The 22133-nt window shown below is 64.5% G+C and carries 18 protein-coding genes and 1 pseudogene; 11 read left to right on the forward strand and 8 right to left on the reverse strand.

Annotation, left to right across the window (positions count from 1 at the left end):
- The first annotated feature begins 254 nt into the window (after positions 1–254).
- A complete protein-coding gene (locus ACFDR6_RS19910; protein ID WP_212081029.1) occupies positions 255–1856 on the forward strand; it encodes a B12-binding domain-containing radical SAM protein in 1602 nt (533 codons plus the stop codon).
- A 16-nt stretch (positions 1857–1872) separates the two neighbouring features.
- Here ACFDR6_RS19910 and ACFDR6_RS19915 read toward each other — a convergent pair whose 3' ends face one another.
- Entirely contained in the window at positions 1873–3261 is a 1389-nt protein-coding gene (locus ACFDR6_RS19915) for an MFS transporter (protein ID WP_375859243.1), read from the reverse strand.
- Positions 3262–3673: 412 nt separating this feature from the next.
- Between ACFDR6_RS19915 and cax the strand changes: the two genes are divergently transcribed.
- Positions 3674–4777 carry a calcium/proton exchanger gene (cax, locus tag ACFDR6_RS19920; protein ID WP_212081031.1) on the forward strand — a complete coding sequence of 368 codons (1104 nt, stop codon included), beginning with the start codon at positions 3674–3676 and terminating at the stop codon, positions 4775–4777.
- 54 nt (positions 4778–4831) lie between these two features.
- Here the strand turns inward: cax and ACFDR6_RS19925 are convergent, their stop codons facing one another.
- The 3 genes from ACFDR6_RS19925 to ACFDR6_RS19935 all read right to left on the reverse strand — a co-directional run bounded on the left by ACFDR6_RS19925 (position 4832) and on the right by ACFDR6_RS19935 (position 6392).
- Positions 4832–5107: a hypothetical protein gene (locus ACFDR6_RS19925; protein ID WP_375859244.1), complete on the reverse strand. Its 276-nt coding sequence runs from the start codon at positions 5105–5107 to the stop codon at positions 4832–4834.
- Positions 5108–5118: 11 nt separating this feature from the next.
- Positions 5119–5550: a pyridoxamine 5'-phosphate oxidase family protein gene (locus tag ACFDR6_RS19930; protein ID WP_375859245.1), complete on the reverse strand. Its 432-nt coding sequence runs from the start codon at positions 5548–5550 to the stop codon at positions 5119–5121.
- A gap of 98 nt (positions 5551–5648) precedes the next feature.
- On the reverse strand, positions 5649–6392 hold the full coding sequence (locus ACFDR6_RS19935) for an SDR family NAD(P)-dependent oxidoreductase (protein WP_317240554.1): 744 nt from the start codon (positions 6390–6392) through the stop codon (positions 5649–5651).
- A 164-nt stretch (positions 6393–6556) separates the two neighbouring features.
- On the opposite strand from ACFDR6_RS19935, the gene ACFDR6_RS19940 reads away from it, so the two are divergent.
- The 5 genes and pseudogenes from ACFDR6_RS19940 (at position 6557) to ACFDR6_RS19960 (ending at position 12771) form a co-directional block, all read left to right on the forward strand.
- Positions 6557–7327 (forward strand): methyltransferase domain-containing protein, encoded by a 771-nt coding sequence (locus tag ACFDR6_RS19940; RefSeq protein ID WP_375859246.1) that lies wholly within the window; start codon positions 6557–6559, stop codon positions 7325–7327.
- A gap of 197 nt (positions 7328–7524) precedes the next feature.
- A complete protein-coding gene (locus tag ACFDR6_RS19945) occupies positions 7525–8526 on the forward strand; it encodes a DctP family TRAP transporter solute-binding subunit (RefSeq protein ID WP_375859247.1) in 1002 nt (333 codons plus the stop codon).
- Between the two features lie 152 nt (positions 8527–8678).
- A pseudogene (locus ACFDR6_RS19950) lies at positions 8679–9155 on the forward strand (TRAP transporter small permease); the annotation flags it as partial.
- Positions 9156–9374: 219 nt separating this feature from the next.
- The gene (locus ACFDR6_RS19955; protein WP_375859562.1) at positions 9375–10655 is read left to right on the forward strand and encodes a TRAP transporter large permease; all 1281 of its coding nucleotides are present in this window, start codon (positions 9375–9377) and stop codon (positions 10653–10655) included.
- A gap of 187 nt (positions 10656–10842) precedes the next feature.
- On the forward strand, positions 10843–12771 hold the full coding sequence (locus ACFDR6_RS19960; RefSeq protein ID WP_317240552.1) for an alkyl/aryl-sulfatase: 1929 nt from the start codon (positions 10843–10845) through the stop codon (positions 12769–12771).
- 199 nt (positions 12772–12970) lie between these two features.
- Here ACFDR6_RS19960 and ACFDR6_RS19965 read toward each other — a convergent pair whose 3' ends face one another.
- Positions 12971–14041 (reverse strand): glycosyltransferase family 4 protein, encoded by a 1071-nt coding sequence (locus ACFDR6_RS19965; RefSeq protein ID WP_212081039.1) that lies wholly within the window; start codon positions 14039–14041, stop codon positions 12971–12973.
- A 273-nt stretch (positions 14042–14314) separates the two neighbouring features.
- Between ACFDR6_RS19965 and ACFDR6_RS19970 the strand changes: the two genes are divergently transcribed.
- Genes ACFDR6_RS19970 through ACFDR6_RS19985 form a run of 4 tightly spaced genes read left to right on the forward strand, consistent with a single transcriptional unit; the run spans position 14315 to position 20192 of the window.
- On the forward strand, positions 14315–16078 hold the full coding sequence (locus ACFDR6_RS19970; protein ID WP_375859248.1) for an ABC transporter ATP-binding protein: 1764 nt from the start codon (positions 14315–14317) through the stop codon (positions 16076–16078).
- Between the two features lie 60 nt (positions 16079–16138).
- The gene (locus ACFDR6_RS19975) at positions 16139–18343 is read left to right on the forward strand and encodes an amylo-alpha-1,6-glucosidase (protein WP_375859249.1); all 2205 of its coding nucleotides are present in this window, start codon (positions 16139–16141) and stop codon (positions 18341–18343) included.
- Positions 18344–18363: 20 nt separating this feature from the next.
- Entirely contained in the window at positions 18364–18882 is a 519-nt protein-coding gene (locus ACFDR6_RS19980; protein ID WP_375859250.1) for a PRC-barrel domain-containing protein, read from the forward strand.
- 23 nt (positions 18883–18905) lie between these two features.
- Complete coding sequence (locus tag ACFDR6_RS19985; RefSeq protein WP_375859251.1) at positions 18906–20192, forward strand: MFS transporter; 1287 nt, start codon at positions 18906–18908, stop codon at positions 20190–20192.
- 66 nt (positions 20193–20258) lie between these two features.
- Here the strand turns inward: ACFDR6_RS19985 and ACFDR6_RS19990 are convergent, their stop codons facing one another.
- The 3 genes from ACFDR6_RS19990 to fixJ form a co-directional block, all read right to left on the reverse strand.
- The gene (locus ACFDR6_RS19990) at positions 20259–20951 is read right to left on the reverse strand and encodes a helix-turn-helix domain-containing protein (protein WP_375859252.1); all 693 of its coding nucleotides are present in this window, start codon (positions 20949–20951) and stop codon (positions 20259–20261) included.
- A 103-nt stretch (positions 20952–21054) separates the two neighbouring features.
- Positions 21055–21471, reverse strand: coding sequence for a response regulator transcription factor (locus tag ACFDR6_RS19995; protein ID WP_212081045.1), 417 nt, complete (start codon positions 21469–21471; stop codon positions 21055–21057).
- Between the two features lie 44 nt (positions 21472–21515).
- Positions 21516–22133, reverse strand: coding sequence for a response regulator FixJ (fixJ, locus tag ACFDR6_RS20000; RefSeq protein WP_317240547.1), 618 nt, complete (start codon positions 22131–22133; stop codon positions 21516–21518).

Genomic DNA, 22133 nt, shown 5'->3' on the forward strand with positions numbered 1-22133 from the left:
ACTTTGTCCGGCCAACTGGAACCGTTCAAATCAACAGTCCGAGGGTTGGTCGGCGAAGATTGTCGCGGCCGCGAGAGGATTGGATCGAATGGCGTCACATGCTGCCGGAAATTGCGGCTGGCGGCGACACCCCTCCCTGAACGCCGATCATGCGGCTTGGCGCGACGGTTCCGACAGGCGACAGTTTGTCCCTTTTGCCGGGGTGCAAGATCTGGGCGCTTTGGTACACTAGGGCTGACGCCACAAGGAGTTCCATGAAGGTGCCGACCCCCTGCAACGTGCTGATGCTCTATCCGCTGTTCTCAGCAGAGTCCTTCTGGACCTTCGGTGAATCCTGCAAAGTGTTGGGCGTGAAGCGCCCTGCGGCCCCTTTGGGCCTGATCACCGTTGCCGCCATGCTGCCCGAGAGCTGGACGGTCCGGTTGATCGACTGCAACACGGCCTCCTTCGGCGACGAAGATATCGCCTGGGCCGACGTCGTCTTCACCGGCGGAATGATGCCGCAGCAAGCCGATACGCTGCGTCTGATCGAGCTCTGCCGCGCGGCCGGCAAGCCGGTGGTCGTCGGCGGTCCCGATCCCACCTCCAGCCCCCACCTCTATGAGCGGGCCGACTTCCGGGTGCTCGGCGAGGCCGAGAGTGTCATCGACGACTTCATCGCGGCCTGGGAGGGCGGGGCACGCTCCGGCACCTTCACCGCGCCGAAGTTCCAGGCCGACGTCACCAAGACGCCGGTGCCGCGCTTCGACCTGCTCAAGTTCGAGGACTACCTCTATCTCGGCGTGCAATATTCCCGCGGATGCCCGTTCACCTGCGAGTTCTGCGACATCATCGAATTGTACGGACGCGTTCCGCGCACCAAGACGGTCGAGCAGATGTTCGTGGAGCTCGAGACGCTTTACAAGATGGGCTATCGCGGCCATCTCGACTTCGTCGACGACAATTTCATCGGCAACAAGAAGTCGTTGCGGCAATTCCTGCCCAAGCTTGCCGAATGGCAGCGCACCCACGGCTATCCGTTCGAATTATCGACCGAAGCCTCGGTCAATCTGGCCGATGATCCCGAACTATTGGAGTTGATGGGGGCGGCGAATTTCTTCGCAATCTTCGTCGGCATCGAGAGTCCGGATCCGGCGACGCTGATCGCGATGCGCAAGAAGCAGAACACGCGGCGCAACATTGCCGAGAGCATCCACAAGATCTACGCCGCCGGCATGCTCGTCACCGCGGGCTTCATCGTCGGATTCGACAATGAGAAAGTCTCGATGGCGGACGCCATGATCGACTTCATCGAAGAGGCGGCGATCCCCGTCAGCATGGTCGGACTGCTCTATGCCCTGCCGAACACGCAGCTGACGCGCCGCCTGGAGCGCGAAGGCCGGCTGCATCCGGGCCACGATGTGGCGCCGACAATCGGCGCGGACCAGTGCACGGCCGGGATCAACTTCGATCCAGTGCGCCCACTGCGCGACATCCTGACGGACTACAAGCGGGTGCTGGAGCACGTCTACAGCCCGGTGGCCTATGCAGGACGGGTCGATCGCCTGATGACGCTGCTCGACCGGTCCAGGCAGCGTCACGAGCTCGCCGAAGGCGATATCCGCGCCAAGATCGGTGCGATGGAGACGGTGCACAAGGTGGTCACCGCCCTGCCCGAGGCGCGTGCACCGCTGTGGCAGACCTTCATGAACTGCGCCAAGCGCGACACGACATCCGCGCGCATTGCCGTGCAGATGATCGCCGCCTACGCCCATCTCGGACCGTTCTCGCGCAAGGTCATCGCTGCCATCGATGAGCGCCTGGCGGCGCTGGACGACGAAACCGCGCCGGTGACGGTCGATGTGACGGCGGCTTGATACCTGGCTCGAGAGCTTACTTCACCGCCAGCCGCAAAAAGCTCATCACGCTGCCGAGCGCGGCAAAGCCGGCTCCGAGGGCCAGCGCCAATGTCGCGCCCTCGTGGCCCGCGAGCGCGAAACAGGCCGCCGCGAGCGCGGCGCCCGTGGTCTGACCGGTCAATCGCGCGGTGGCGACGATGCCGGAGGCGCTGCCGCTGCGATGGGGCGGCGCGCTTCCCATCACCGCCTTCATGTTCGGCGCCTGGAAGAAGCCGAATCCCATGCCGCAGATCATCATTCGCCAGATGATGTCGAGGATGGCGGGATTGGCCGGCAGCGTCGCGAGCAGCGCCATGCCGAGACCGAGCAGCACGAGCCCGATGCCGCCGAGCAGGCCGACTGCGTGGCGATCGGACAGACGTCCGGCGATCGGCGCCATGATGGCGACCACCAGCGGCCACGGCGTCATGAAGAAGCCGGTCTCGACCTGGGAGCGGCCGAGCACGTCCTCGAAATAGAACGGAAGCGAGACGAAGGCGAGACCCTGCACCGCGAAGGAGCACACCGCCGTCGCCGCCGACAGCGCGAACATCGGCCGGCTGAACAGATCGATCGGCAGCATCGGCGCGGGATGGTCGGCATGGCGGCGCGTCAGGATGATTCCGAGCACGAGTGCCGTGACCAGCTCGATGCCCACGACCACCGGCGACAGATTATGCGCGGCGCTGCCGATGCCGGTGATGAACAGGCCGAGGCAGACCGAGGCGAGAATCGCGCCGAGAAAGTCAAAACCGTGATCCGCGCGCGGCGTCTTCGGCAGCATCGCAAAGCCGATGCCGATCGCGACCAGGCCGAACGGGATGTTGACGGCGAACAGCCACGGCCACGGGCCCAGCGCCAGGATCGCCGAGGCGATCGAGGGCCCGAAGGTGAAGGCGGTCGCGACCACCAGCGCATTGTGGCCGAAGCCGCGGCCCTGCATCCTTCCGGGATAGACGAAGCGTACCAGCGCCGTGTTGACGCTCATGATGCCGCTCGCCCCCAAGCCCTGCAGGGTGCGCGCGACGAGCAGGCTGTCCAGCGACCATGCCACCGCGCAGAACAGCGAGGCGATGGTGAACAGGATGAGGCCGCCGAGATAGATGCGCTGGTGCCCGACGATCTCGCCGAGCGCCCCGAGCGGCAGCAGCGTCGCCACCAACGCGATCTGGTAGACGTTGACTACCCAGACCGACTGCTCCGGCGTGACGTGCAGGTCGGCGGCAATCGCGGGCAGGGCGATGTTGGCGATCGCGGTGTCGAGCGAGGCCATCGCCAGCGCAGTGAAGATCGCGGCGATCGCCCAGCGCCGCTGCGGGGCCGGGAGGCCATCGGCGCTGGGAGGATTGGGCTCGCGCGCGGCGGCAGGTAACGTGATTGTCATTTTCGTTGGCGCGCTGCTCCGGCGGCGGGACGTTCGGCATGTACTACGGCGGCGCCGGCTTCCACAGGCGCACGCTTGCATGCTGTGTATGCGCGAAGGTCAGGCGATGCTGCGGCGCTGCGATTGCAGGGCGAGGCCATAACAAAAATCGAAAAACAACCCCATGCACAGTAGGAGGCCCTTTGATCGATCAAGCATTTTCCCGCCGGGTCGCAACGTCGGGCACGGTCGCAATCAAATTGACACGTCGGGCAAAACACTGGCAGGATTCCAACGTGCCGGCGATCGGCCGGCAGTAGGCCGCATGCGCGCCTGCGCGCGCCGTCTCCACCACGCCGACGTTGAGACAGATCAACACTCGACCTGTGCGGCCGCCCGACCTTTCCATCAGCGCATCGTTGGAAGGGGCCACATGCAGACTCTGCTCAGGGAAATCCGCAATACCCCATTGCTCTGGATGCTGGCCTTCGTGCCCATCGTGCTGGTAGCCGAGGCGGTGGTGCCGCATTCCCACACGCTGCTGTTCGTGCTCGCGGTGCTGGCCATCGTCCCGCTGGCGGCGCTACTCAGCCACGCCACCGAGGCGGTCGCCGCCAAGACCGGCGATGCCGTGGGCGGATTGCTCAATGCTACCCTCGGCAATCTGACCGAACTGATCATCGCCATTACGGCCCTGCGGGCCGGCCAGTACATGCTGGTGAAGGCCTCGATCGCGGGTGCGATCGTCACCAACGCGGTGTTCATGCTGGGCGCCTGCCTGCTGCTCGGCGGCCTGCGCTATCACGTGCAGCAATACAACCGCGCCGGTGCGCGGCTTTCGTCCGGCCTGCTGCTCATGGCGACCGTCGCCCTGCTTGCGCCCTCGGCGGTCGCCGATCTCGACCACCTGCCGCAGGGCGGGGGCACCCTCAACAAGCTCAGCCTTGGCATTTCGGTCCTGCTCATCGTTGCTTACGGGCTCGGCCTGTTGTTTTCGCTGCGAACGCATAAGGAATTGTTCGCCAGCGCCGGTCACGGCGACGACAACAAGGAGGTGCACTGGCCGATCGGAATAGCCGTCGGCACGCTGCTGGTCGTCACCGTGCTGGTCGCGCTGGTCAGCGAGATCTTCGTTGAATCGGTGCAGAAGGCGGCGGAAACCTTCGGAATGAGCCCGGCCTTCGTCGGCTTCATCGTCGTCTCGCTGGTCGGCGCCGCCGCCGAATTCGCGGTGGCCTTCGCCGCGGCCCGCAAGGACCGGCTCGACATGGCCGTCAGCATCGCGCTCGGCAGCGCCTCGCAGATCGCGCTGTTCGTCGCACCAGCGCTGGTGCTGCTCAGCTATGTCGTGGGGCCGAAGCCGATGGACCTGCAGTTCTGGCCGGGCGCCGTCACCATGATAATGATCGCGACGGTGACATCGGCCTTCATCACGTCCAGCGGGCGCTCGGCCTGGTTCGTCGGCGCGCTGATGATTCTCATCTACGCGGTCTTTGCGTTGACGCTGTATGTCGTCCCGCCGGCGGGCCAGGGATGATGTTCGCTCGACCGTCATAGGCGAGAGGCGCCGCCCAGCGATGACTTCCCGCTTTCAGGGCAGGAGGGTCACAACCTGATAGACGATGACGGCGGCGCCCAGACAGCGCCGCCAGGGATTCACGCCGCGGATGATCTCGTCGGCGCCCCAGATGATGAGCCCGCCTTTCACGATGATCGTCAGGCCGAGGCTGGCCTTGCCCGCGGACGGCCAGATCCAAAGCAGAACTGCCGCGAAGATCACGGTCCAAAGAACGAGGTTGGGCCACTGAGCGATGGTGATCGCGCCGGTTTCGCGGTTACGGAAGAGCCAATCGAACAGGCGCCGCACGACCCAGCCGATCAGAGCGCGACCTCGCCTTCTTCGCGGCCCTTCCAGTAGGTCACGCGGTTGGCCTTCACCTTGATCAGAACGATGCTTGGCGTATCGATGCCGCGGTCGAACCACTTGTCGAGATCGCTGGTCCAGTGCTGCTGGAAGGCCGCCTTGTCCCGGATCAGTTCCGCAGTCCCTTCGACGGCGAGGTAGATACCCTCAGAGAAAAGGCCAGCTTCCGAGGAGAATCCGAGCGCTACCTTGGGATTTCGTTGGATGTCCGATACCGTTCGCGCCTGTTCGTAGGTGAAGTAGTACGAGGTGCCGTCGTAGGCGACGTCGCCGTTGTTGCTCATGGGACGGTTGGCAATCTCGCCATTCTCGGTATGGGTCGACAAAATGGCGATGTCGATGCCGGCCATCGCCTTTGCGATCTCAGCGCGCGATGTCTTTGGCATGAACTTTCCTCCAGTGAGCGGAGGCAACGACTGGATTGGGCCCATGTTCCCTGAAGCTGAGGACGAAGTGCGCGCCGCCGAACGCATCGCATGAACTCCTAGAACTGATACCTCCGCAGGCCGCCATCCACCGGGATCACCGTGCCCGTGATGTACCGTGCCACCGGCGAGGCCAGAAACACCGCGAGGGCGGCCAGATCTTCCGGCTCGCCCCAATAGCCGACCGGGATCTCCTCCTCGGCAAAGCGCTCCCGATAATCCGGAGGGTAATTGCGGCGGATCTGCTCGCTCATGATGCGGCCGGGCGGGATGCAATTGATGGTGATGCCGTGCTTGCCGATCTCGCGTGACAGACCCTTGGCCCAGGCGTGTACGGCGGCTTTGGCGGCGAAGGCGGCGTTGAGGCCCTCCGGCTCGGACTTGCCGGTGATGTTGACTATGCGGCCCCATTTGCGCGCGATCATCTGCGGCAGCAGCGCATGGGCGATCCGGCGGTAGCTGGTGAAGTTGAGCGCGATCGCCTCGTCCCATTTGCCGTCGGGCGCATCGACGGGCAGGGGACGGCTGCCGCCGGCATTGTTGACGAGGATGTCGACATGGCCGAACTCCTTGAGCGCGAACGCTGCGATGGTCTCGGCGGCGTCCTTGGCCATCACGTCCTGCGCGAACGGGACGATCAAGCCGCCGCCGACCTCTTTCACCAGCTCGGCAAGCAGATCGGCGCGGCGCGCCACGCCGACGACACGCACGCCTTCGGCGGCGAGGCCCTTGGCGATGGCGCGGCCGATGCCGATGCTCGCGCCGGTGACGACAGCGGTTTTCGATTTGAGCCCGAGGTCCATGGTCGCACGCTCTCTTGGTCTTGCTTGCTTTGTGCTGTTCGTTTTCCGCCCTGTCCCCGCGGGCTTTGCGAATTGCCCGACCCGGACGAGCAGTGGTAACCAAGAGGCTGGCCGAAGGACAAGAGCCTTGGCGAAGGAAAACGAAAAAGAGAAGGCGTCGGGCGATGGTCTGGGATCCGCAGCAATACCTGAAATTCTCCGGCCACCGGCTGCGGCCCGCCGTCGACCTGTTGCTGCGGATTCCGGATATTGCGCCGCGGGCCATCGCCGATCTCGGAGCTGGCGCCGGCAACGTGACGAAACTGATCAAGGAGCGCTGGCCCGAGGCAAGCGTGACAAGCGTCGAGGGGTCGGCCGAGATGGTCGCGGCCGGGCGCAAGGCCGCGCCGGATGTGGAATGGTTGCACCAAGACCTCGGCCATTGGCGCCCCGTCAAGCAATACGACTTGATCTATTCCAATGCCGCACTGCACTGGTTGCCCGATCATGCGGCTCTGTTCCCGGCGATGATGGAGAAGGTGATGCCCGGCGGCATGCTTGCCGTGCAGATGCCGCGCAATTTTACCGCGCCATCGCATGTGCTGATCGGCGAGACCGCGCTCGATGGTCCGTGGCGGTCCAAGCTCGAACATCTCGTCACGCCGCCGCCGGTCGAGGGGCCGGCCTTCTATCACGATATTCTCGCGCCTATGTCGGCCAGCATCGACATCTGGGAGACCGAATATCTGCAAGTGCTCGAAGGCGAGAACCCCGTCAAGGAATGGACCAAGGGGACCTGGCTGACGCGCTATCTCGACGTGCTCGCAGGCGAGGAGAAGATGGCGTTCGAAGCCGCCTATGGCGCGCGCGTTGCGAAAGCCTATCCGAGGACTGCGGCGGGGCAGACCCTATTCCCGTTCCGGCGCCTCTTCATTGTTGCTCAGCGCAAGGGCTGAGGGCGCTGCCGCAATGCGACATAAGCGCTAGTTCCCTTGGACGGACGCGAGGGTCGGGTTGCGCTGACCGCACCCGTCAAGATAGCTTGGCTGCGGCAAATTGGGCTTAGGTCTAGTTGTTCGGCTTGCGGATAGCTGCCACGACTGGCCAGCAAAACAAGAAGAGCCCGATTCTCGAGGTTGTTGGGGAGGTCTTCATGCGCAAACTGCTTCTCGCGGTCGCGGCGGCTACGCTCGTTCTGGCCCCTGTCGTTGCGCAAGCCCAAGCTCCGATCGTCATCAAGTTCAGCCACGTCGTCGCCAACGACACCCCGAAGGGGAAGGGCGCGCTGAAGTTCAAGGAGCTCGCTGAGAAATACGCCGACGGCAAGGTCAAGGTCGAAGTCTACCCGAACTCCTCGCTCTACAAGGACAAGGAGGAGATCGAGGCGCTCCAGCTCGGCTCGGTGCACATGCTCGCGCCCTCGACCGCGAAATTCGCGCCGCTGGGCATCAAGGAGTTCGAGGCGCTCGACCTGCCCTGGCTGTTCAAGGACGACCAGGCCTATTCCAACGCGATCAAGGGCACGATCGGCAAGTGGCTGTTCCAGAAGCTCGAGGCCAAGGGCATCACCGGCCTCGCTTACTGGGACAACGGCTTCCACATGGTCTCCTCGAATCGTCCGCTGATAAAGCCGACGGATTTCCAGGGCCTGAAGTTTCGCATCTCGGGATCCAAGGTCGCCGACCAATATTTCCGCCTCGTCGGTACGATTCCGCAGATCATGGCGTTCTCCGAAGTCTACCAGGCGCTGCAGACCGGCGTGGTCGACGGATGCGAGAACACGGCATCCAACTACCTGACGCAGAAGTTCTACGAGGTGCAGAAGGACATCACCGTGTCCTACCATGCGCATCTGCAATATGCCGTCATCGTCAATTCGAAGTTCTGGTCTGGTCTGCTGCCCGATATCCGCACCCAACTGGACAAGGCGATGGCGGAGGCCACCGACTACACCAACTCGATCGCGCGCCAGGAGAACGAGGACGCGCTGGCCGAGATCAAGAAGACAGGCAAGACCACGCTGCACTACCTCACCGATGCCGATCGCAAGGCGTGGCAGGAGGCGATGCAGCCGACCTACAAATGGGCGAAGGGCCGGGTCGGGCAGGAGGTGCTCGACCTCGTCGCCAAGGAACTCGACGTCAAGATGAACTGACGGCCGCCTGTCAGAAAAGACAACGACGGTCGGGGGTGAACGCGCTCCCGGCCGTTTCGCATCCGAATGGACGAGCCAATGCTGGGGGGATCAAGTTGCTGCGCGCACTGAATCGTTTTCTCGATCATCTCGAGGAGTGGCTGATCGCGACGATGATCGCGGCCGCAACGTCGCTCATCTTCGTCGCCGTGCTGCACCGTTACGGGGCCGGACTGTCGATCGACATCGCCAAATGGGCCGAAGCCCGCAACCTGGCCTTCCTGGCCGTCCCGGCACGCGCGGCGTTCGTCTGGCTTGCCGCGCTCGACCTGTCCTGGGCGCAGGAGCTCTGCATCTACATGTTCATCTGGATGGCGAAGTTCGGCGCCGCTTACGGCGTGCGGACCGGCATCCATGTCGGCGTCGACGTGCTCGTCAATATCCTTCCTGGCGGATCGCGCCGCCGCGTCATCACCTTCGGCCTTCTGTGCGGCGCGCTTTTCACCGCCATCGTCGGCTATTTCGGGGCTGCCTTCGTCAGCCACATGTGGCAGAGCGGCCAGCAGTCTAACGACCTCGAAGCGCCGATGTGGATGGTCTATCTCACCATCCCGATCGGCTCCGGCCTGATGTGCTACCGTTTCCTGCAGGTCGCCTGGTCGTTCTACCGCACCGGCGAACTTCCGCATCACGACATGGCTGGCGTCGAGGGCGTCGAGGCCGATCCGGTGCATCCCGCGCCGGTCACGCACAGCCAGGTCGTCCGCGACGAGCGCAGCCCGCTCGGCTGGATCCTGATGCTGCTGCCGGTCCTGATCGTCGCGCTGTGCGTCGCCCATGCGGGCCATGTCATTACGCTCCCGCAGGGCCTGCGCGTCCTCATCGTGTTCGCGCTTCTGCTCTCGTTGATGCTGACGGGCATGCCGATCTCGATCGCGCTTGGTCTCACCGTGCTGAGCTTCATGTTCACGCTGACCGACGTGCGAACCGAATCGGTGGCGCTGAAGCTGTTCACCGGCATCGAGAATTTCGAGATCATGGCGATCCCGTTCTTCATCCTCGCCGGCAACTTCCTGACCCATGGCGGCGTGGCGCGCAGGATGATCGCGTTTGCAACCTCGCTGGTCGGCCATTGGTACGGCGGTCTCGCGCTGTCGGGGGTGGTCGCGTGCGCGCTGTTTGCCGCGATCTCCGGCTCCTCGCCGGCGACCGTGGTCGCGATCGGCTCGGTGATCCTTCCCGCGATGGTGGCGCAGGGGTTTCCGAAGCGGTTCGGCGCGGGCGTGATCACGACGTCGGGCTCGCTCGGAATCCTCATTCCGCCGTCGATCCCGATGGTTCTCTATGCCGTCTCCACCAACACCTCGGTGGGTAAGCTGTTCATCGCCGGCATCGTGCCGGGTCTTGCGCTCGCCACGCTGCTCGGCATGACGACGTTCTATCGCGCCTGGCGCAACAACTATCCACGGATTCGCAAGGCGACCTTCCTCGAGCGTCTCGACGCATTCCGCAAGTCGATCTGGGGCATCCTGCTGATCGTGATCGTGATCGGCGGCATCTACAGCGGCCTGTTCACGCCGACCGAAGCTGCCGCCGTCAGCGCGGTCTACGCATTCATCGTCGCAGTGTTCATATACAAGGATCTGAAGCTGCGCGACGTGCCGCGCGTTCTGCTGTCATCGGCGAACCTCTCGGCGATGCTGCTCTACATCATCACCAACGCGGTGCTGTTCTCGTTCCTGATGACCTACGAGAACGTGCCGCAAGCGCTCGCGCAATGGATGATCGACCTGGGTCTTGGGTGGATCGGCTTCCTGCTGCTGGTCAACCTGCTGCTGCTGGTGGCGGGCAACGTGATGGAGCCGTCCTCGATCATCCTGATCCTGGCCCCGATCCTGTTTCCGGTCGCGGTCAAGCTCGGCATCGATCCCATCCATTTCGGCATCCTGATGACGGTCAACATGGAGGTCGGCCTGTGCCATCCGCCTGTCGGCCTCAACCTCTACGTCGCCTCGGGCATCGCCAAGATGGGCATCACCGAGCTCACGGTCGCGGTGTGGCCATGGCTCCTCACCATGCTGGGATTCCTCGTGGTGGTGACGTATTGGCCCGGTCTGTCGCTGTGGCTGCCGAGACTGCTGGGGATGTAGTTGCTTAACCCTCTCCCCTTGTGTGGGAGAGGGTGGCTCGCCGCGTAGCCGCGAGACGGGTGAGGGGTCTCTCTCCGCTCGCCCAGCTCTCGTTGAGCTCGCGGAGATATACCCCTCATCCGGCGCTTCGCGCCACCTTCTCCCACAAGGGAAGAAGGAAAGAGAAGACCTTCGCGGAGGAGCAAGCATGATCGAGCACAGCAGTGAACCCAAGGACGCCTCGCCCTCCGTCATCGCACGGCACGAGGCCATGCTGAACGCGCTGCCGTTCTCCGACACGCGGGATTTCGACGATGCCACGCGCGGCTTTCTCGGCACGATCGAGAATGCAGAGATCACGAACCCGCAAGGCCGGACGGTCTGGAGTCTTGCGCCTTACGGCTTCCTGTCCACCGAAGAGGCGCCGCCCACCGTCAATCCGAGCCTGTGGCGACAGTCCCGGCTCAACATGCAGCACGGCCTGTTCGAGGTCGTGCCCGGCGTCTACCAGGTGCGCGGGCTCGACATCGCCAACATGACGCTGATCGAAGGCGACAACGGCGTCATCGTCGTCGACACCCTGACCTCGACCGAAGGCGCCCGTGCCGCGCTCGATCTCTATTTCAGGCATCGAGGTTCGAAGCCGGTTGCCGCCGTCATCTTCACGCACACCCACACCGACCATTGGGGCGGCGCGCGCGGCGTGCTGGAGGAGGACGCACTTGCCGCTGGACGCGTGCCGATCATCGCGCCGAACCTGTTCATGGAGCATGCCGTCTCCGAGAATATCATTGCGGGACCCGCAATGTTGCGCCGGGCGCAGTACCAGTTCGGCCCGCTGCTCGCAAAGGGCGCGCGCGGGCAGGTCGATTGCGGGCTCGGCAAGTCGATGGCTGCAGGATCGGTTGCGCTGCTGCGCCCCACCGACCTGATCATGGCGACGGGTGACACACGCGTCATCGACGGCGTCGAGTTCGAATTTCAGATGGCGCCGAACAGCGAAGCCCCGGCGGAGATGCACTTCTTCATCCCGCGCTACAAGCTGTTGAACCTCGCCGAGAACTGCACGCACAATTTCCATAATCTGTTGCCGTTTCGCGGATCCGACGTGCGCGACGCGCTGGCCTGGTCGAAATATCTGAACGAGGCCCTGCAGCTCTGGGATGGCAAGGCGGAGGCGATGTGCGGTCAGCATCACTGGCCGGTGTGGGGAGCTGAGCGCATCGGCACGATGATCCGGCAGCAGCGCGACCTCTACAAATTCGCGCATGACCAGACCATCCGCCTGATGAACCACGGCCTCACCGCCTCCGAGATCGCGGAGACGATCCAGTTGCCGAAGAGCCTGGAAGGTGCCTGGCACGGCCGCGGCTATTACGGCCACATCCGGCACAATGTGAAGGCGATCTATCAGAAATATCTCGGCTGGTACGACGCCAACCCGGTCAACCTCGATCCGCTGCCGCCGGTGGAGTCAGCCAAGAAGTACGTCGAGTATATGGGCGGAGCGGATGCGATCCTCGCGCGGGCGACTGCGGATTTCGAGACGGGGGAGTTTCGTTTCGTGGCCCAAGTGCTCGGCCATCTCGTTTTCGCCGAGCCCGACAATGCGGCGGCGCGTGGTCTGCTCGCCGACACGCTGGAGCAGCTCGGCTACGCCGCGGAAAGCGCGACCTGGCGCAACGCCTATCTGTTCGGTGCGCAGGAATTGCGCCTGGGCATGCCGAAAGTGCCGGCGCGCCCGCCAATGCCGCGCGAGACGCTGGCGGCGCTTCGCACCTCCCAGCTCTGGGATGTGCTGGGTATTCGCCTCAACGGCCCCAAGGCGGAAGGCAAGCACATCGTCTTGAACTGGAGCTTCTCCGACACCGGCGAGATCTTCGTGCTCAATTTGGAGAACTGCGCGCTCACCTACACCGAGGGCGTGCAGACGGAAGGGGCCGATGCCAGCTTCACGCTGGCGCGCGCCACGCTCGACGAGGTGATTGCCAAGCTGACGAGCTTTCCGGAAGCCGTCGCATCCGGCAAGATCAAGCTGTCAGGCAACCCGATGAGGCTCGCCGAGCTGATGGGCCTGATGGATGAATTCCCGAGAATGTTCGAGATCGTCGAACCGAAGCGGGCGGTGGTGAAGTAGGGCGGGTGGAGCGCCGCCGGCTTCCTCCTTCTCCCCTTGTGGGCGCGAAGCGCCGGATGAGGGGGCTCTCTCTACCGAGAAGAGTTCTCTGCGGAAGCAACCCCTCACCCAAGCGAGTATGTCGGAAGGTTCTAGAGCCCTCTCCCACAAGGGGAGAGGGCGTTTTGACGGGGAGCCGCGATGCGGCGGCAGCGCCCTCTTACTCCGCGCTGCTCACCAGCTTGATCCGCGGCGCCTGTTCCTCGGCGAGGCTGCGATAGGCCGCGAGATAGTCCAGCGCCATTCGCCGCGCCGTGAAGCGCGTCTCGAACTGCTTGCGGATCGCTGCGCGATCGAGCTGCGAAAGGCGGTTCACCACCCCAGCGGCACTGATGACGTCCTCGACGATGAAGCCGGTGAGGCCATCGTCGATGATCTCCGGCACCGAGCCGCGGTTGAAGGCGACGACCGGCGTTCCGCAGGCCATCGCTTCGATCATGACGAGGCCAAACGGCTCCGGCCAGTCGATCGGCAGCAGAAGTCCGAGCGCGCCGCTCAGGAAGTCCGACTTCTCGTGATCGCTGATCTCGCCGATGAAGTCCACCAGCGGATTGTTCTCGATCATAGGCCGGATCAGCTCGTCGTAATATTCCTGATCGGCACGATCGACCTTGGCTGCGATCTTCAGCGGAATGCCGCAATGGGTCGCGATCTTGATGGCGCGGTCGACGCCCTTCTCGGGCGCGATGCGGCCGAGAACGGCGAGGTATTCCTGCTTCACCGGCTTCGGTGTCAGCAGGTTCTCCGGAAGACCGTGATGAATCGTCGTCACCCAATTGGCCTGCGGCACCGGCCGTCGCTGCGCGTTGGAAATCGAGATGACCGGCATCTTGGAGAAGGTGTTGAAGACCGGCTGGTGCTCCGGCAGATCGAGCCGGCCGTGCAGCGTGGTCAGGAATGGTGTCGGCTGCCGGTGGAACAGCGACCAGGGATAGTAATCGAGATGGAAATGGAGGAAGTCGAACTCCTCGTCGTCACATTTTTGCCGCACGCGTTCCAGCAGCACCATGTGCAGCGCATTGGGATCGCGCACGGAACCGTCGAGACGGAGCGCCCGGGGCCACAGCGCATCCAGCTTGGCTGACGTCTGCGAATCGCCGCTGGCGAATAAGGTCACATCGTGCCCGAGGGCTACCAACTCTTCCGTCAACCAATGCACCACCCGCTCGGTGCCGCCATACAGCTTGGGTGGAACAGCCTCCGTCAACGGAGCTACCTGCGCGATGCGCATCTCACCATCTCCTCTGCGATCATGAAAGTTGAACCCCCGCCAGTACGGCACCGGCATGCCAGACAAGGGAACGTTCCCGCAGTTGCGAAGTTCCTTCCTGCGAACGTTACATATTCGACACGTCTGCGGGCTGTCGCGATGCTGCCACTACATCTTCTCAGATCGTCCGCATCCGCATGTCGTGATCGCCCGGCCCGGGAACCGAGGCGAAGAGGTCGATGTTCAGTCGATCAGTAACAAAACGAAGAACCAGCATAACGGGGCGATAGCCATATGGATCAGCTTTCTGGATACGCGCGCAGGCCATTTGCCTTTGTCTTGCGCTATCTCCGGCGTCGTCTCGCCTCGCATCTGGTGATCCTGACCGCTGTCGTGGCAGCTGTTGCCTGCTCCGTGGGCACCCAGTACGGCGTCAAATCGTTGGTCGACAGCCTGTCCGCGGGGCCATCACAGGGCGGGAACGTATGGCTGGCATTCATTTTACTCATGTCGCTCATTGCCGCCGACAACTTCCTGTGGCGGATCGCGAGCTGGACGGCGAGCTTCACCTTCGTCGGTGTCACGGGTGATTTACGCCGTGACATATTTCGTCATCTGACCGGGCACGCGCCTAGCTACTTCTCCGATCGGATGCCGGGCATGCTGACGAGCCGCATCACGGCGACGTCGAACGCCGTGTTCACGGTCGAGAACATGTTCGTCTGGAACGTATTGCCGCCATGCATTGCCACAATTGCGGCAATCGCCTTAATTGGAACCGTCAGTCCCTACATGGCGCTTGGCCTGACCGTGATCGCCGGCGGCATGGTGGTTGCGATGTTCCGTCTCGCCGCGGCGGGCAAGCCGCTGCATGACGACTTCGCCGACAAGGCCGCCGTGGTCGACGGCGAGATGATCGACGTCATCAGCAATATGCCGCTGGTGCGGGCCTTCTGCGGCATCGGCCACGAGCACGAGCGGTTCGACGCGACGGTGAACCGGGAGCTGACGGCGCGAAGCCGCAGCCTGCGCTATCTGGAAAAGCTGCGGTTGCTGCATGCCGTTGTGACCGTGCTCTTGACGATCGCGCTGATGGCCTGGGCGGTCACGCTCTGGCAGAAGGGCGCAGCGACCACCGGCGACGTCGTGCTGGTCTGTACGCTTGGCATCTCCATCCTGAGCGCCACGCGCGATCTTGCGGTGGCGTTGGTCGACGTCACCCAGCACGTCGCCCGCCTGACCGAGGCGATCGCGACGCTGCTGGTGCCGCACGAATTGAGCGATCACCCCGAGGCGGAGCCGCTGGTGAAGAGCGGCGCGGCGATCGCGTACAACAACGTCACCTTCGGCTATCCCGGCGGCGAGAAGATCTTCGAGCGCTTCAGCCTTCGCTTGCAGCCCGGTCAGCGCGTCGGTCTGGTCGGCCAGTCCGGCGGCGGCAAATCGACCCTGTTCACGCTGCTGCAGCGCTTCTACGACGTCGACGAGGGCAGCGTCACGATCGACGGGCAGGATATCTCGAAGGTCACGCAGCTGAGCCTCCGCGAGGCGATCTCCGTCGTGCCGCAGGACATCTCCCTGTTTCACCGGTCGATCCGCGAGAACATCCGCTACGGCCGCCCCAACGCGACCGACGACGAGGTGCTTCGCGCGGCGATCGCGGCGCGCTGCGATTTCATCGACAGCCTGCCCGAAGGCCTCGACACCATGGTCGGCGACCGCGGCGTCAAGATGTCGGGCGGCCAGCGCCAACGCATCGCGATCGCGCGCGCCTTCCTCAAGGACGCGCCGATTCTGCTGCTGGACGAGGCCACGGCGGCGCTCGACAGCGAGTCGGAAGAGGCCATCCGCGAGGCCTTGTCACGGCTGATGCGCGGGCGCACGGTGATTGCGATCGCGCACCGACTCGCGACGCTGCGAAATTTCGACCGCGTGGTGGTGCTGAAGAATGGTAAGATCATCGAAGATGGTTCGCCCGAACGCCTGATGCAGGGCCACGGGCCCTATCGAGAGCTGGTCACGCAGGAAATGAGCCGGCTCGCGCAAGCCGCCGCGTAAACCAACAGTCGCGTTCTCGAGTCGGTCGCGTTTCTTGAAACAAGCGCAGGGGAGCAGCTCATGTCGGCCGAAGCCGTAACCCAACTCGTCTCCGTGACACGGACCCCGGAACAGGTCGCGGAGCAGACGTTCTACATCCCGATGACCGGGCCCGCGGCACGGCCGCGGCGGTCCCTCAAGCACGACGACATGTTCATCGTGCTCGACAGCCATGGCGACATCGGCGCCTCCGCGGGCGGCCCGGACGGGCTGTTTCACTACGACACGCGCTATCTGGCGCGGCTGGAGCTCGTGCTCGACGATCTCCAGCCGCTGCTGCTCGGTTCCAATCTGCGCGACGACAATTCGGCGCTGACCGTCGATCTGACCAATCCGGACATCTACCGTCAGGGCCACCTGGTGTTTCAGAAGGACCTGCTGCACATCGTGCGCACGATCTTCCTATGGCGCGACACTGCCTATCAGCGCATCGGCGTGCAGAACCACGGAGACGCACGCGCCAGCTTCGAGCTGACGCTGCTGTTCGACAACGATTTTGCCGACCTGTTCGAGGTCCGCGGCGAGCGCCGCCCGCGCCGCGGGACCGGCACGAGCAAACTGCTCGGGCCGACCGACGTGCTGTTTGAATATCGCGGTCTCGACGACGCCGAGCGCACCACGGGCCTGCATTTCGACCCGCGTCCGACGCGGCTGTCGGTGAATGCCGCAACCTGGCAGATCGAACTGGATCCGCATGAATCGGAATCGCTGTTCGTGGCCGTGTCCTGCAACCGGCCGATCGCGGAGAAGCCTGCGCGCTTCTTCAGGGGGCTGCTCGCCCATCGCCGCGAGATGCGCCAGTCCACGATCGGTGCCGCGAGCATCGAGACCTCCAACAACATCTTCAACGAGGTGCTGTGCCAGGCCATGGCCGACCTCAACATGCTGATGACGGAGACGCCGGAGGGGCGTTATCCCTATGCCGGCATTCCCTGGTACTCGACGACGTTCGGTCGCGATGGCCTGATCACCGCGCTCCAGATGCTGTGGGTCGATCCGCGCGTCGCCAAGGGCGTCTTGCGCCGGCTCGCGCATTTCCAGGCCAAGGCGACGGACCCGCTCGCCGATGCCGCGCCCGGCAAGATCCTGCACGAGATGCGCGGCGGAGAGATGGCGGCGCTGCGCGAGGTGCCGTTCGCGCAATATTACGGCAGCGTGGATTCGACCGCCCTGTTCGTCCTGCTGGCCGGAAGCTATTTCGAGCGCACCGGCGACGAGGCCACGTTGATCGAGCTATGGCCGGCAATCGAGGCGGGGCTGGCCTGGATCGACGGTCCCGGCGATCCCGACCAGGACGGCTTCGTCGAATACCAGCGCGCGACCGAGAAGGGGCTCGCCAACCAGGGCTGGAAGGATTCGTATGACGCGATCTTCCACGCCGACGGAAAGCTCGCGGAAGGCAATATCGCGCTCGCCGAAGTCCAGGGCTACGTCTACGCCGCCAAGCAGCTCGCCGCGCGTTGCGCCTTGCGGCTCGGCAAGCCGGACTGTGCGCGCAAGCTCGAGGCCGAGGCCAGGGCATTGGCCGACCGTTTCGAGGCTGCGTTCTGGTGCGAGGAGCTCGGCACCTATGCGCTCGCCCTCGACGGCAAGAAGCGGCAGTGCAAGGTGCGGACCTCGAACGCCGGTCAGGTCCTGTTCAGCGGCATGATCCGCGAGGACCGTGCCCGCCTCGTCGCGGCCGATCTGATGCGGCCGCATTTCTTCTCGGGCTGGGGCATCCGCACCGTCGCGCGAGGCGAGGTGCGCTACAACCCGATGTCCTATCATGACGGGTCGATCTGGCCGCACGACAATGCACTGATCGCGCTCGGGCTTGCGCGCTACGGCCTCAAGCACTCGGTGGCGCATGTCTTCAAGGGACTTTTCGACGCGGCGACCTACATGGACCTGCGCCGGTTGCCCGAATTGTTCTGCGGCTTTCGGCGCGAAAAGCGGCGCGGCCCGACGCTCTATCCGGTCGCCTGCGCGCCGCAGGCCTGGGCCAGCGCGACGCCGTTCACACTGCTGGAAGCGGCCCTCGGCCTGGAGTTCGACGTGGCGCGCGGCGAAATTCGCCTGCGCAACCCGCATCTGCCGACGTTTCTCCACGAGGTGATCCTGCGCGATCTTCGCCTGGGCGAATCCAGCGTCGATCTTCGCGTCAGCCGCCACGGCGACGACGTGGCGCTGGAGGTGTTGCGCACGCGCGGCCAGATCCAGGTCTCGATCGTGCTGGCGCGCTAGCGGCGCGCAAGGAGGGCGTCATGCGTGCGATCGGAGCATTGATTCTTGGCATCGTCCTCGTCGCGAACCTGGCGGTCGCCACCTCGCGGGCCGCAGACGAGCCTCCCACAGGGCCGAGCGAGGCGAATGCGCCGGCGACCCAGCCGCCGGCTTCGACGGTGCCCGTCACGCCGAAGGACGCCGCCCCACCGCCGTCGGTGACCATCATCGGCGCCAGCGAGGCCCACGGCGTGCTCGGCCGCGACGTGCGCAGCGCTGCCGGTGAGGACATGGGCCGCATCGTCGATGTCGTCGTCGATCGCGGCGGCCATGTCCGCGCCGCGGCCATCGATTTCGGCGGGTTTCTCGGCGTCGGCAGCCGCAAGATCGTGGTGGACTGGAACGCACTGCGCTTCGGCAAGATCGCCAACAAGAAGGACAGCATCACGCTGGAATTGACCAAGGCGCAGGTCGCGGCCGCGCCGGAATACAAGGAAGACACGCCGATCGTCGTGCTCGGTGCGTCCGGCAGCCTTCAACCGCTGCAAGCGATCCAGTGAGGTGCGGGGAGGGCTGACCGGCCGTGCTGTTGTCGAGGAAGCCGAACCGAGCGGATGGCGACGGCCGCGTTGAACAGGACAACGTCGTCGCGCCGTCGGCGGCTGGCATTCCGGCGCCGTCGCGCCAGAGCCTGCGCGGTCTCGACTGGTTCATCTTCTTCCTCGCCGACGTCCAGACCGGATTCGGTCCCTTCATTGCGGTCTATCTGACCACCCAGAAATGGACCCAGGTCGAGATCGGCCTCGTGCTGTCGATCGGCGGGATCGTCGCGTTGATCGGACAGATGCCGGGCGGGGCGATCATCGATGCCGCGAAATCGGAGCGGCTGGTCGCCGCCCTGGCTATCGCGACGATCGGCGCTTGCGCGCTGGCCTATGCGGCAATGCCGATCTTCGCCGTCGTGGTGGCCGCGGCCACCTTGCACGCGGCGGCGAGCTGCGTGCTGGGCCCGGCGATCGCCGCGATCAGCCTCGGTCTCGTCGGCCCGCTCGCGATCGGCGAGCGTCTGGGGCGCAACGCGCGCTTCGCCTCGCTGGGCAGCGGCATCGCGGCGGCGGTGATGGGGACCGTCGGCTATCTGCTGTCGAGCCGGGCGGTCTTCCTCGTGACCTTTCTGCTTGTTATCCCGACCCTGATCGCGCTCTCGCGCATCCGCGAGCATGAGGTCGATATCAGGCGTTGTCACGGCGAGATGCCGCCTGAAGCGGCCGATCGTGGCGACACCAATCTCTGGCACCTGATCCGGCAGCGTCCGCTCATCGTCTTCGCCCTCAGCGTGCTGCTGTTGCAGCTTGCGAATGCTGCGATGATGCCGCTGATGGCAAGTGCCGTGACGGCGCGGTCCAGCCAGTGGGCAACGGTGCTCGTCGCATTCTGCATCGTCGTTCCGCAAGCGATCGTGGCGCTGCTGTCGCCGACGGTCGGCCGCAAGGCGCAGCTCTGGGGCCGGCGGCCGTTGCTTCTGATCGGATTCGGCGCGCTGATGATTCGCGGCCTGCTGTTTGCGACCGTGCGCGACCCGTATTTGCTGGTCGCGGTGCAGGTGTTCGACGGCATCACAGCGGCAGTGTTCGCTGTGATGATTCCGCTGATCGTGGCCGACGTCGCCTTCGGCAGCGGGCACTTCAACCTTGCGCAGGGCATCGTCGGCACCGCCACCGGCATCGGCGCGTCGCTGAGCACGGCGCTCGGAGGCTATGTCAGCGACAAGTTCGGCAATGCCACGGCCTTCATCGGGCTGTCGGGCGTTGCCGCGACGGGGCTTTTGCTGGTTCTCTTCGTGATGCCGGAGACACGGCGCAAGGCATGATCGCGGACCAAAGAAAATGGCCGGCCGAAACGAGTTCGGCCGGCCAAGCGGGTAGGGGGAGGAAGATCAGGCGTCGAGATGCTGCAGACGCTGACGGTTGCGCAGCACGATCTGGCGGGCGCCGGAGAAGCCGAGAATGCCCTGGGCGTGAAGCTGCGACAGTGCGCGCGACACGGTTTCGAGCGTGAGGCCGAGATAGTCGCCGATGTCGCGGCGGCACATCGGCAGCGCCATCATGCCGGCAACGGCGAGGCGGCGGTCCATTTCGAGCAGGAAGGTCGCAACGCGCTCCATTGCGGTCTTGCGGCCCAGCAGCAGCATGTGGTCTTCGGCATGGCGCAGCTCGCCGGCCGTCATCGCCCAGAGCTTGCGAGCGACCTGGACGTCGGTGCCCGCGGCCTTCTCGAGGCTTGCACGTTTCACGAGGCGCACGGTGGTGTCGATGATGGCTTCGGCGGCAAGGCGGTGAGTGGGACCGGATTCGAGGCCGAACACGTCGCCCGGAAGGTGGAAGGCACCAATCTGGCGGCGGCCGTCGGACAGAAGCTTGTAGCTGCTCACGGCGCCTGACACGACCTGGTAGACATATTCGGACGGTTCGTCCTCGCCGTAGATCTCCTCGTCCTTGCGGTAGGAGAATTCCGTGGCGACCAGACCGACGTGGCCGGTGACGGCACCGAACTGGTCGGGATGGGCAGGGGCAATCTTGCCAACAATCTGGGTGTTGATCGCCTGGGTGTTGATCGTCTGGGTGAGCATCTGCGCCATCTCCGTTGTGATGGAGCATTGCTACGCTGGATTGTGCCATCCGGAAATTTCGAGCGATATCTTAAGGACGATTACCTACGTAGAATCCCGTAGGTCAGGCGCGGGCGCGGTCCTGGATGGCATGGCGGATGCACTTGACGAGGTTTTCGTCCAGAAGCGGCTTCAAAACCACGTCTTTGATGCCCGCCGTCGCAGCCCGGGCCGAGATATTCTCGTCGGGATAGCCGGTGATCAGGATCACAGGCGCGTCGCGGTCGGATTCGCGCAACTGGCCGGCGAGCTCGATACCGTTGAGGCCCGGCATCTTGTAGTCGATGACGTAGCAGTCCGGACCGGGCGCGCCGCTGACATTGAGCAGTGCCGTGCCGCTCCTGAAGGTTCGCACGGCGAAGCCGTCGGTCTCCAGCAGGAACCGCAGGGACCCCAGGACGGCGGCGTCATCATCGACCACATAGACGGTGCGGCGCGCTGACGACGACGGCCGCTCATGATGTGAACCGACCTCGATCATGCTGCTTAGGCTAGCACAGCGCCGGAACGGGGGATTGACCTGTCTCAATCGTTGAGCATGCCGGCACGCATCGCCAGCCGGACCAGTTCCGAGAGGCTGCCCGCCTGCATCTTGGTCATGACATTGGCCCGGTAGACCTCGATGGTGCGCGGGCTGATGTCGTATTCGCGTGCGATCAGCTTGTTGGATAGGCCCGCGATCAGTCCTTCCATGACCTGGCGCTCCCGGGGACTCAAGGACGCGACTCGGGCGGCGACGTCCTGCGAGACGGCTTCGTTCTTGGCGGCGGGCTCGGCCTGGCGGATCGCCGACTCGATCATGGCGGTGAGACGGTCGTCTTCGAACGGCTTCTCCAGAAAATCGACCGCCCCGAGCTTCATCGCCTCGACCGCGAGCGGCACGTCGCCGTGACCGGTCATGATCAGGATTGGGAACGCGCTTTGCTGCGCCTTCATCCTCTTCAGCAGCTCGATCCCGTCGAGGCCGGGCATGCGCACGTCCGAGACGACGCAGCCGAAGCCGAGCCCGGGCAGGGCATTGAGAAAGGCGATTGCGCTGTCGAAAAGCGTGACGCCGAATCCGGCGGAATCCAGCAGGAAGTTCAGCGAATCGCGCATCGCGGCATCGTCGTCGATAACGTAGACATGTCCCTTGGTCGTCAT

This window comes from Bradyrhizobium tunisiense, from assembly GCF_042263385.1.
Taxonomy (GTDB): domain Bacteria; phylum Pseudomonadota; class Alphaproteobacteria; order Rhizobiales; family Xanthobacteraceae; genus Bradyrhizobium; species Bradyrhizobium tunisiense.

Coding starts and splice junctions, on each gene's coding strand:
- ACFDR6_RS19980 (WP_375859250.1), top strand. CDS start 18,364: ATGCGTGCGATCGGAGCATTGATTCTTGGCATCGTCCTCGTCGCGAAC.
- ACFDR6_RS19945 (WP_375859247.1), top strand. CDS start 7,525: ATGCGCAAACTGCTTCTCGCGGTCGCGGCGGCTACGCTCGTTCTGGCC.
- ACFDR6_RS19960 (WP_317240552.1), top strand. CDS start 10,843: ATGATCGAGCACAGCAGTGAACCCAAGGACGCCTCGCCCTCCGTCATC.
- ACFDR6_RS19915 (WP_375859243.1), bottom strand. CDS start 3,261: ATGACAATCACGTTACCTGCCGCCGCGCGCGAGCCCAATCCTCCCAGC.
- ACFDR6_RS19930 (WP_375859245.1), bottom strand. CDS start 5,550: ATGCCAAAGACATCGCGCGCTGAGATCGCAAAGGCGATGGCCGGCATC.
- ACFDR6_RS19975 (WP_375859249.1), top strand. CDS start 16,139: ATGTCGGCCGAAGCCGTAACCCAACTCGTCTCCGTGACACGGACCCCG.
- fixJ (WP_317240547.1), bottom strand. CDS start 22,133: ATGACGACCAAGGGACATGTCTACGTTATCGACGACGATGCCGCGATG.
- ACFDR6_RS19935 (WP_317240554.1), bottom strand. CDS start 6,392: ATGGACCTCGGGCTCAAATCGAAAACCGCTGTCGTCACCGGCGCGAGC.
- ACFDR6_RS19965 (WP_212081039.1), bottom strand. CDS start 14,041: ATGCGCATCGCGCAGGTAGCTCCGTTGACGGAGGCTGTTCCACCCAAG.
- ACFDR6_RS19910 (WP_212081029.1), top strand. CDS start 255: ATGAAGGTGCCGACCCCCTGCAACGTGCTGATGCTCTATCCGCTGTTC.
- cax (WP_212081031.1), top strand. CDS start 3,674: ATGCAGACTCTGCTCAGGGAAATCCGCAATACCCCATTGCTCTGGATG.
- ACFDR6_RS19940 (WP_375859246.1), top strand. CDS start 6,557: ATGGTCTGGGATCCGCAGCAATACCTGAAATTCTCCGGCCACCGGCTG.
- ACFDR6_RS19970 (WP_375859248.1), top strand. CDS start 14,315: ATGGATCAGCTTTCTGGATACGCGCGCAGGCCATTTGCCTTTGTCTTG.
- ACFDR6_RS19990 (WP_375859252.1), bottom strand. CDS start 20,951: ATGCTCACCCAGACGATCAACACCCAGGCGATCAACACCCAGATTGTT.
- ACFDR6_RS19995 (WP_212081045.1), bottom strand. CDS start 21,471: ATGATCGAGGTCGGTTCACATCATGAGCGGCCGTCGTCGTCAGCGCGC.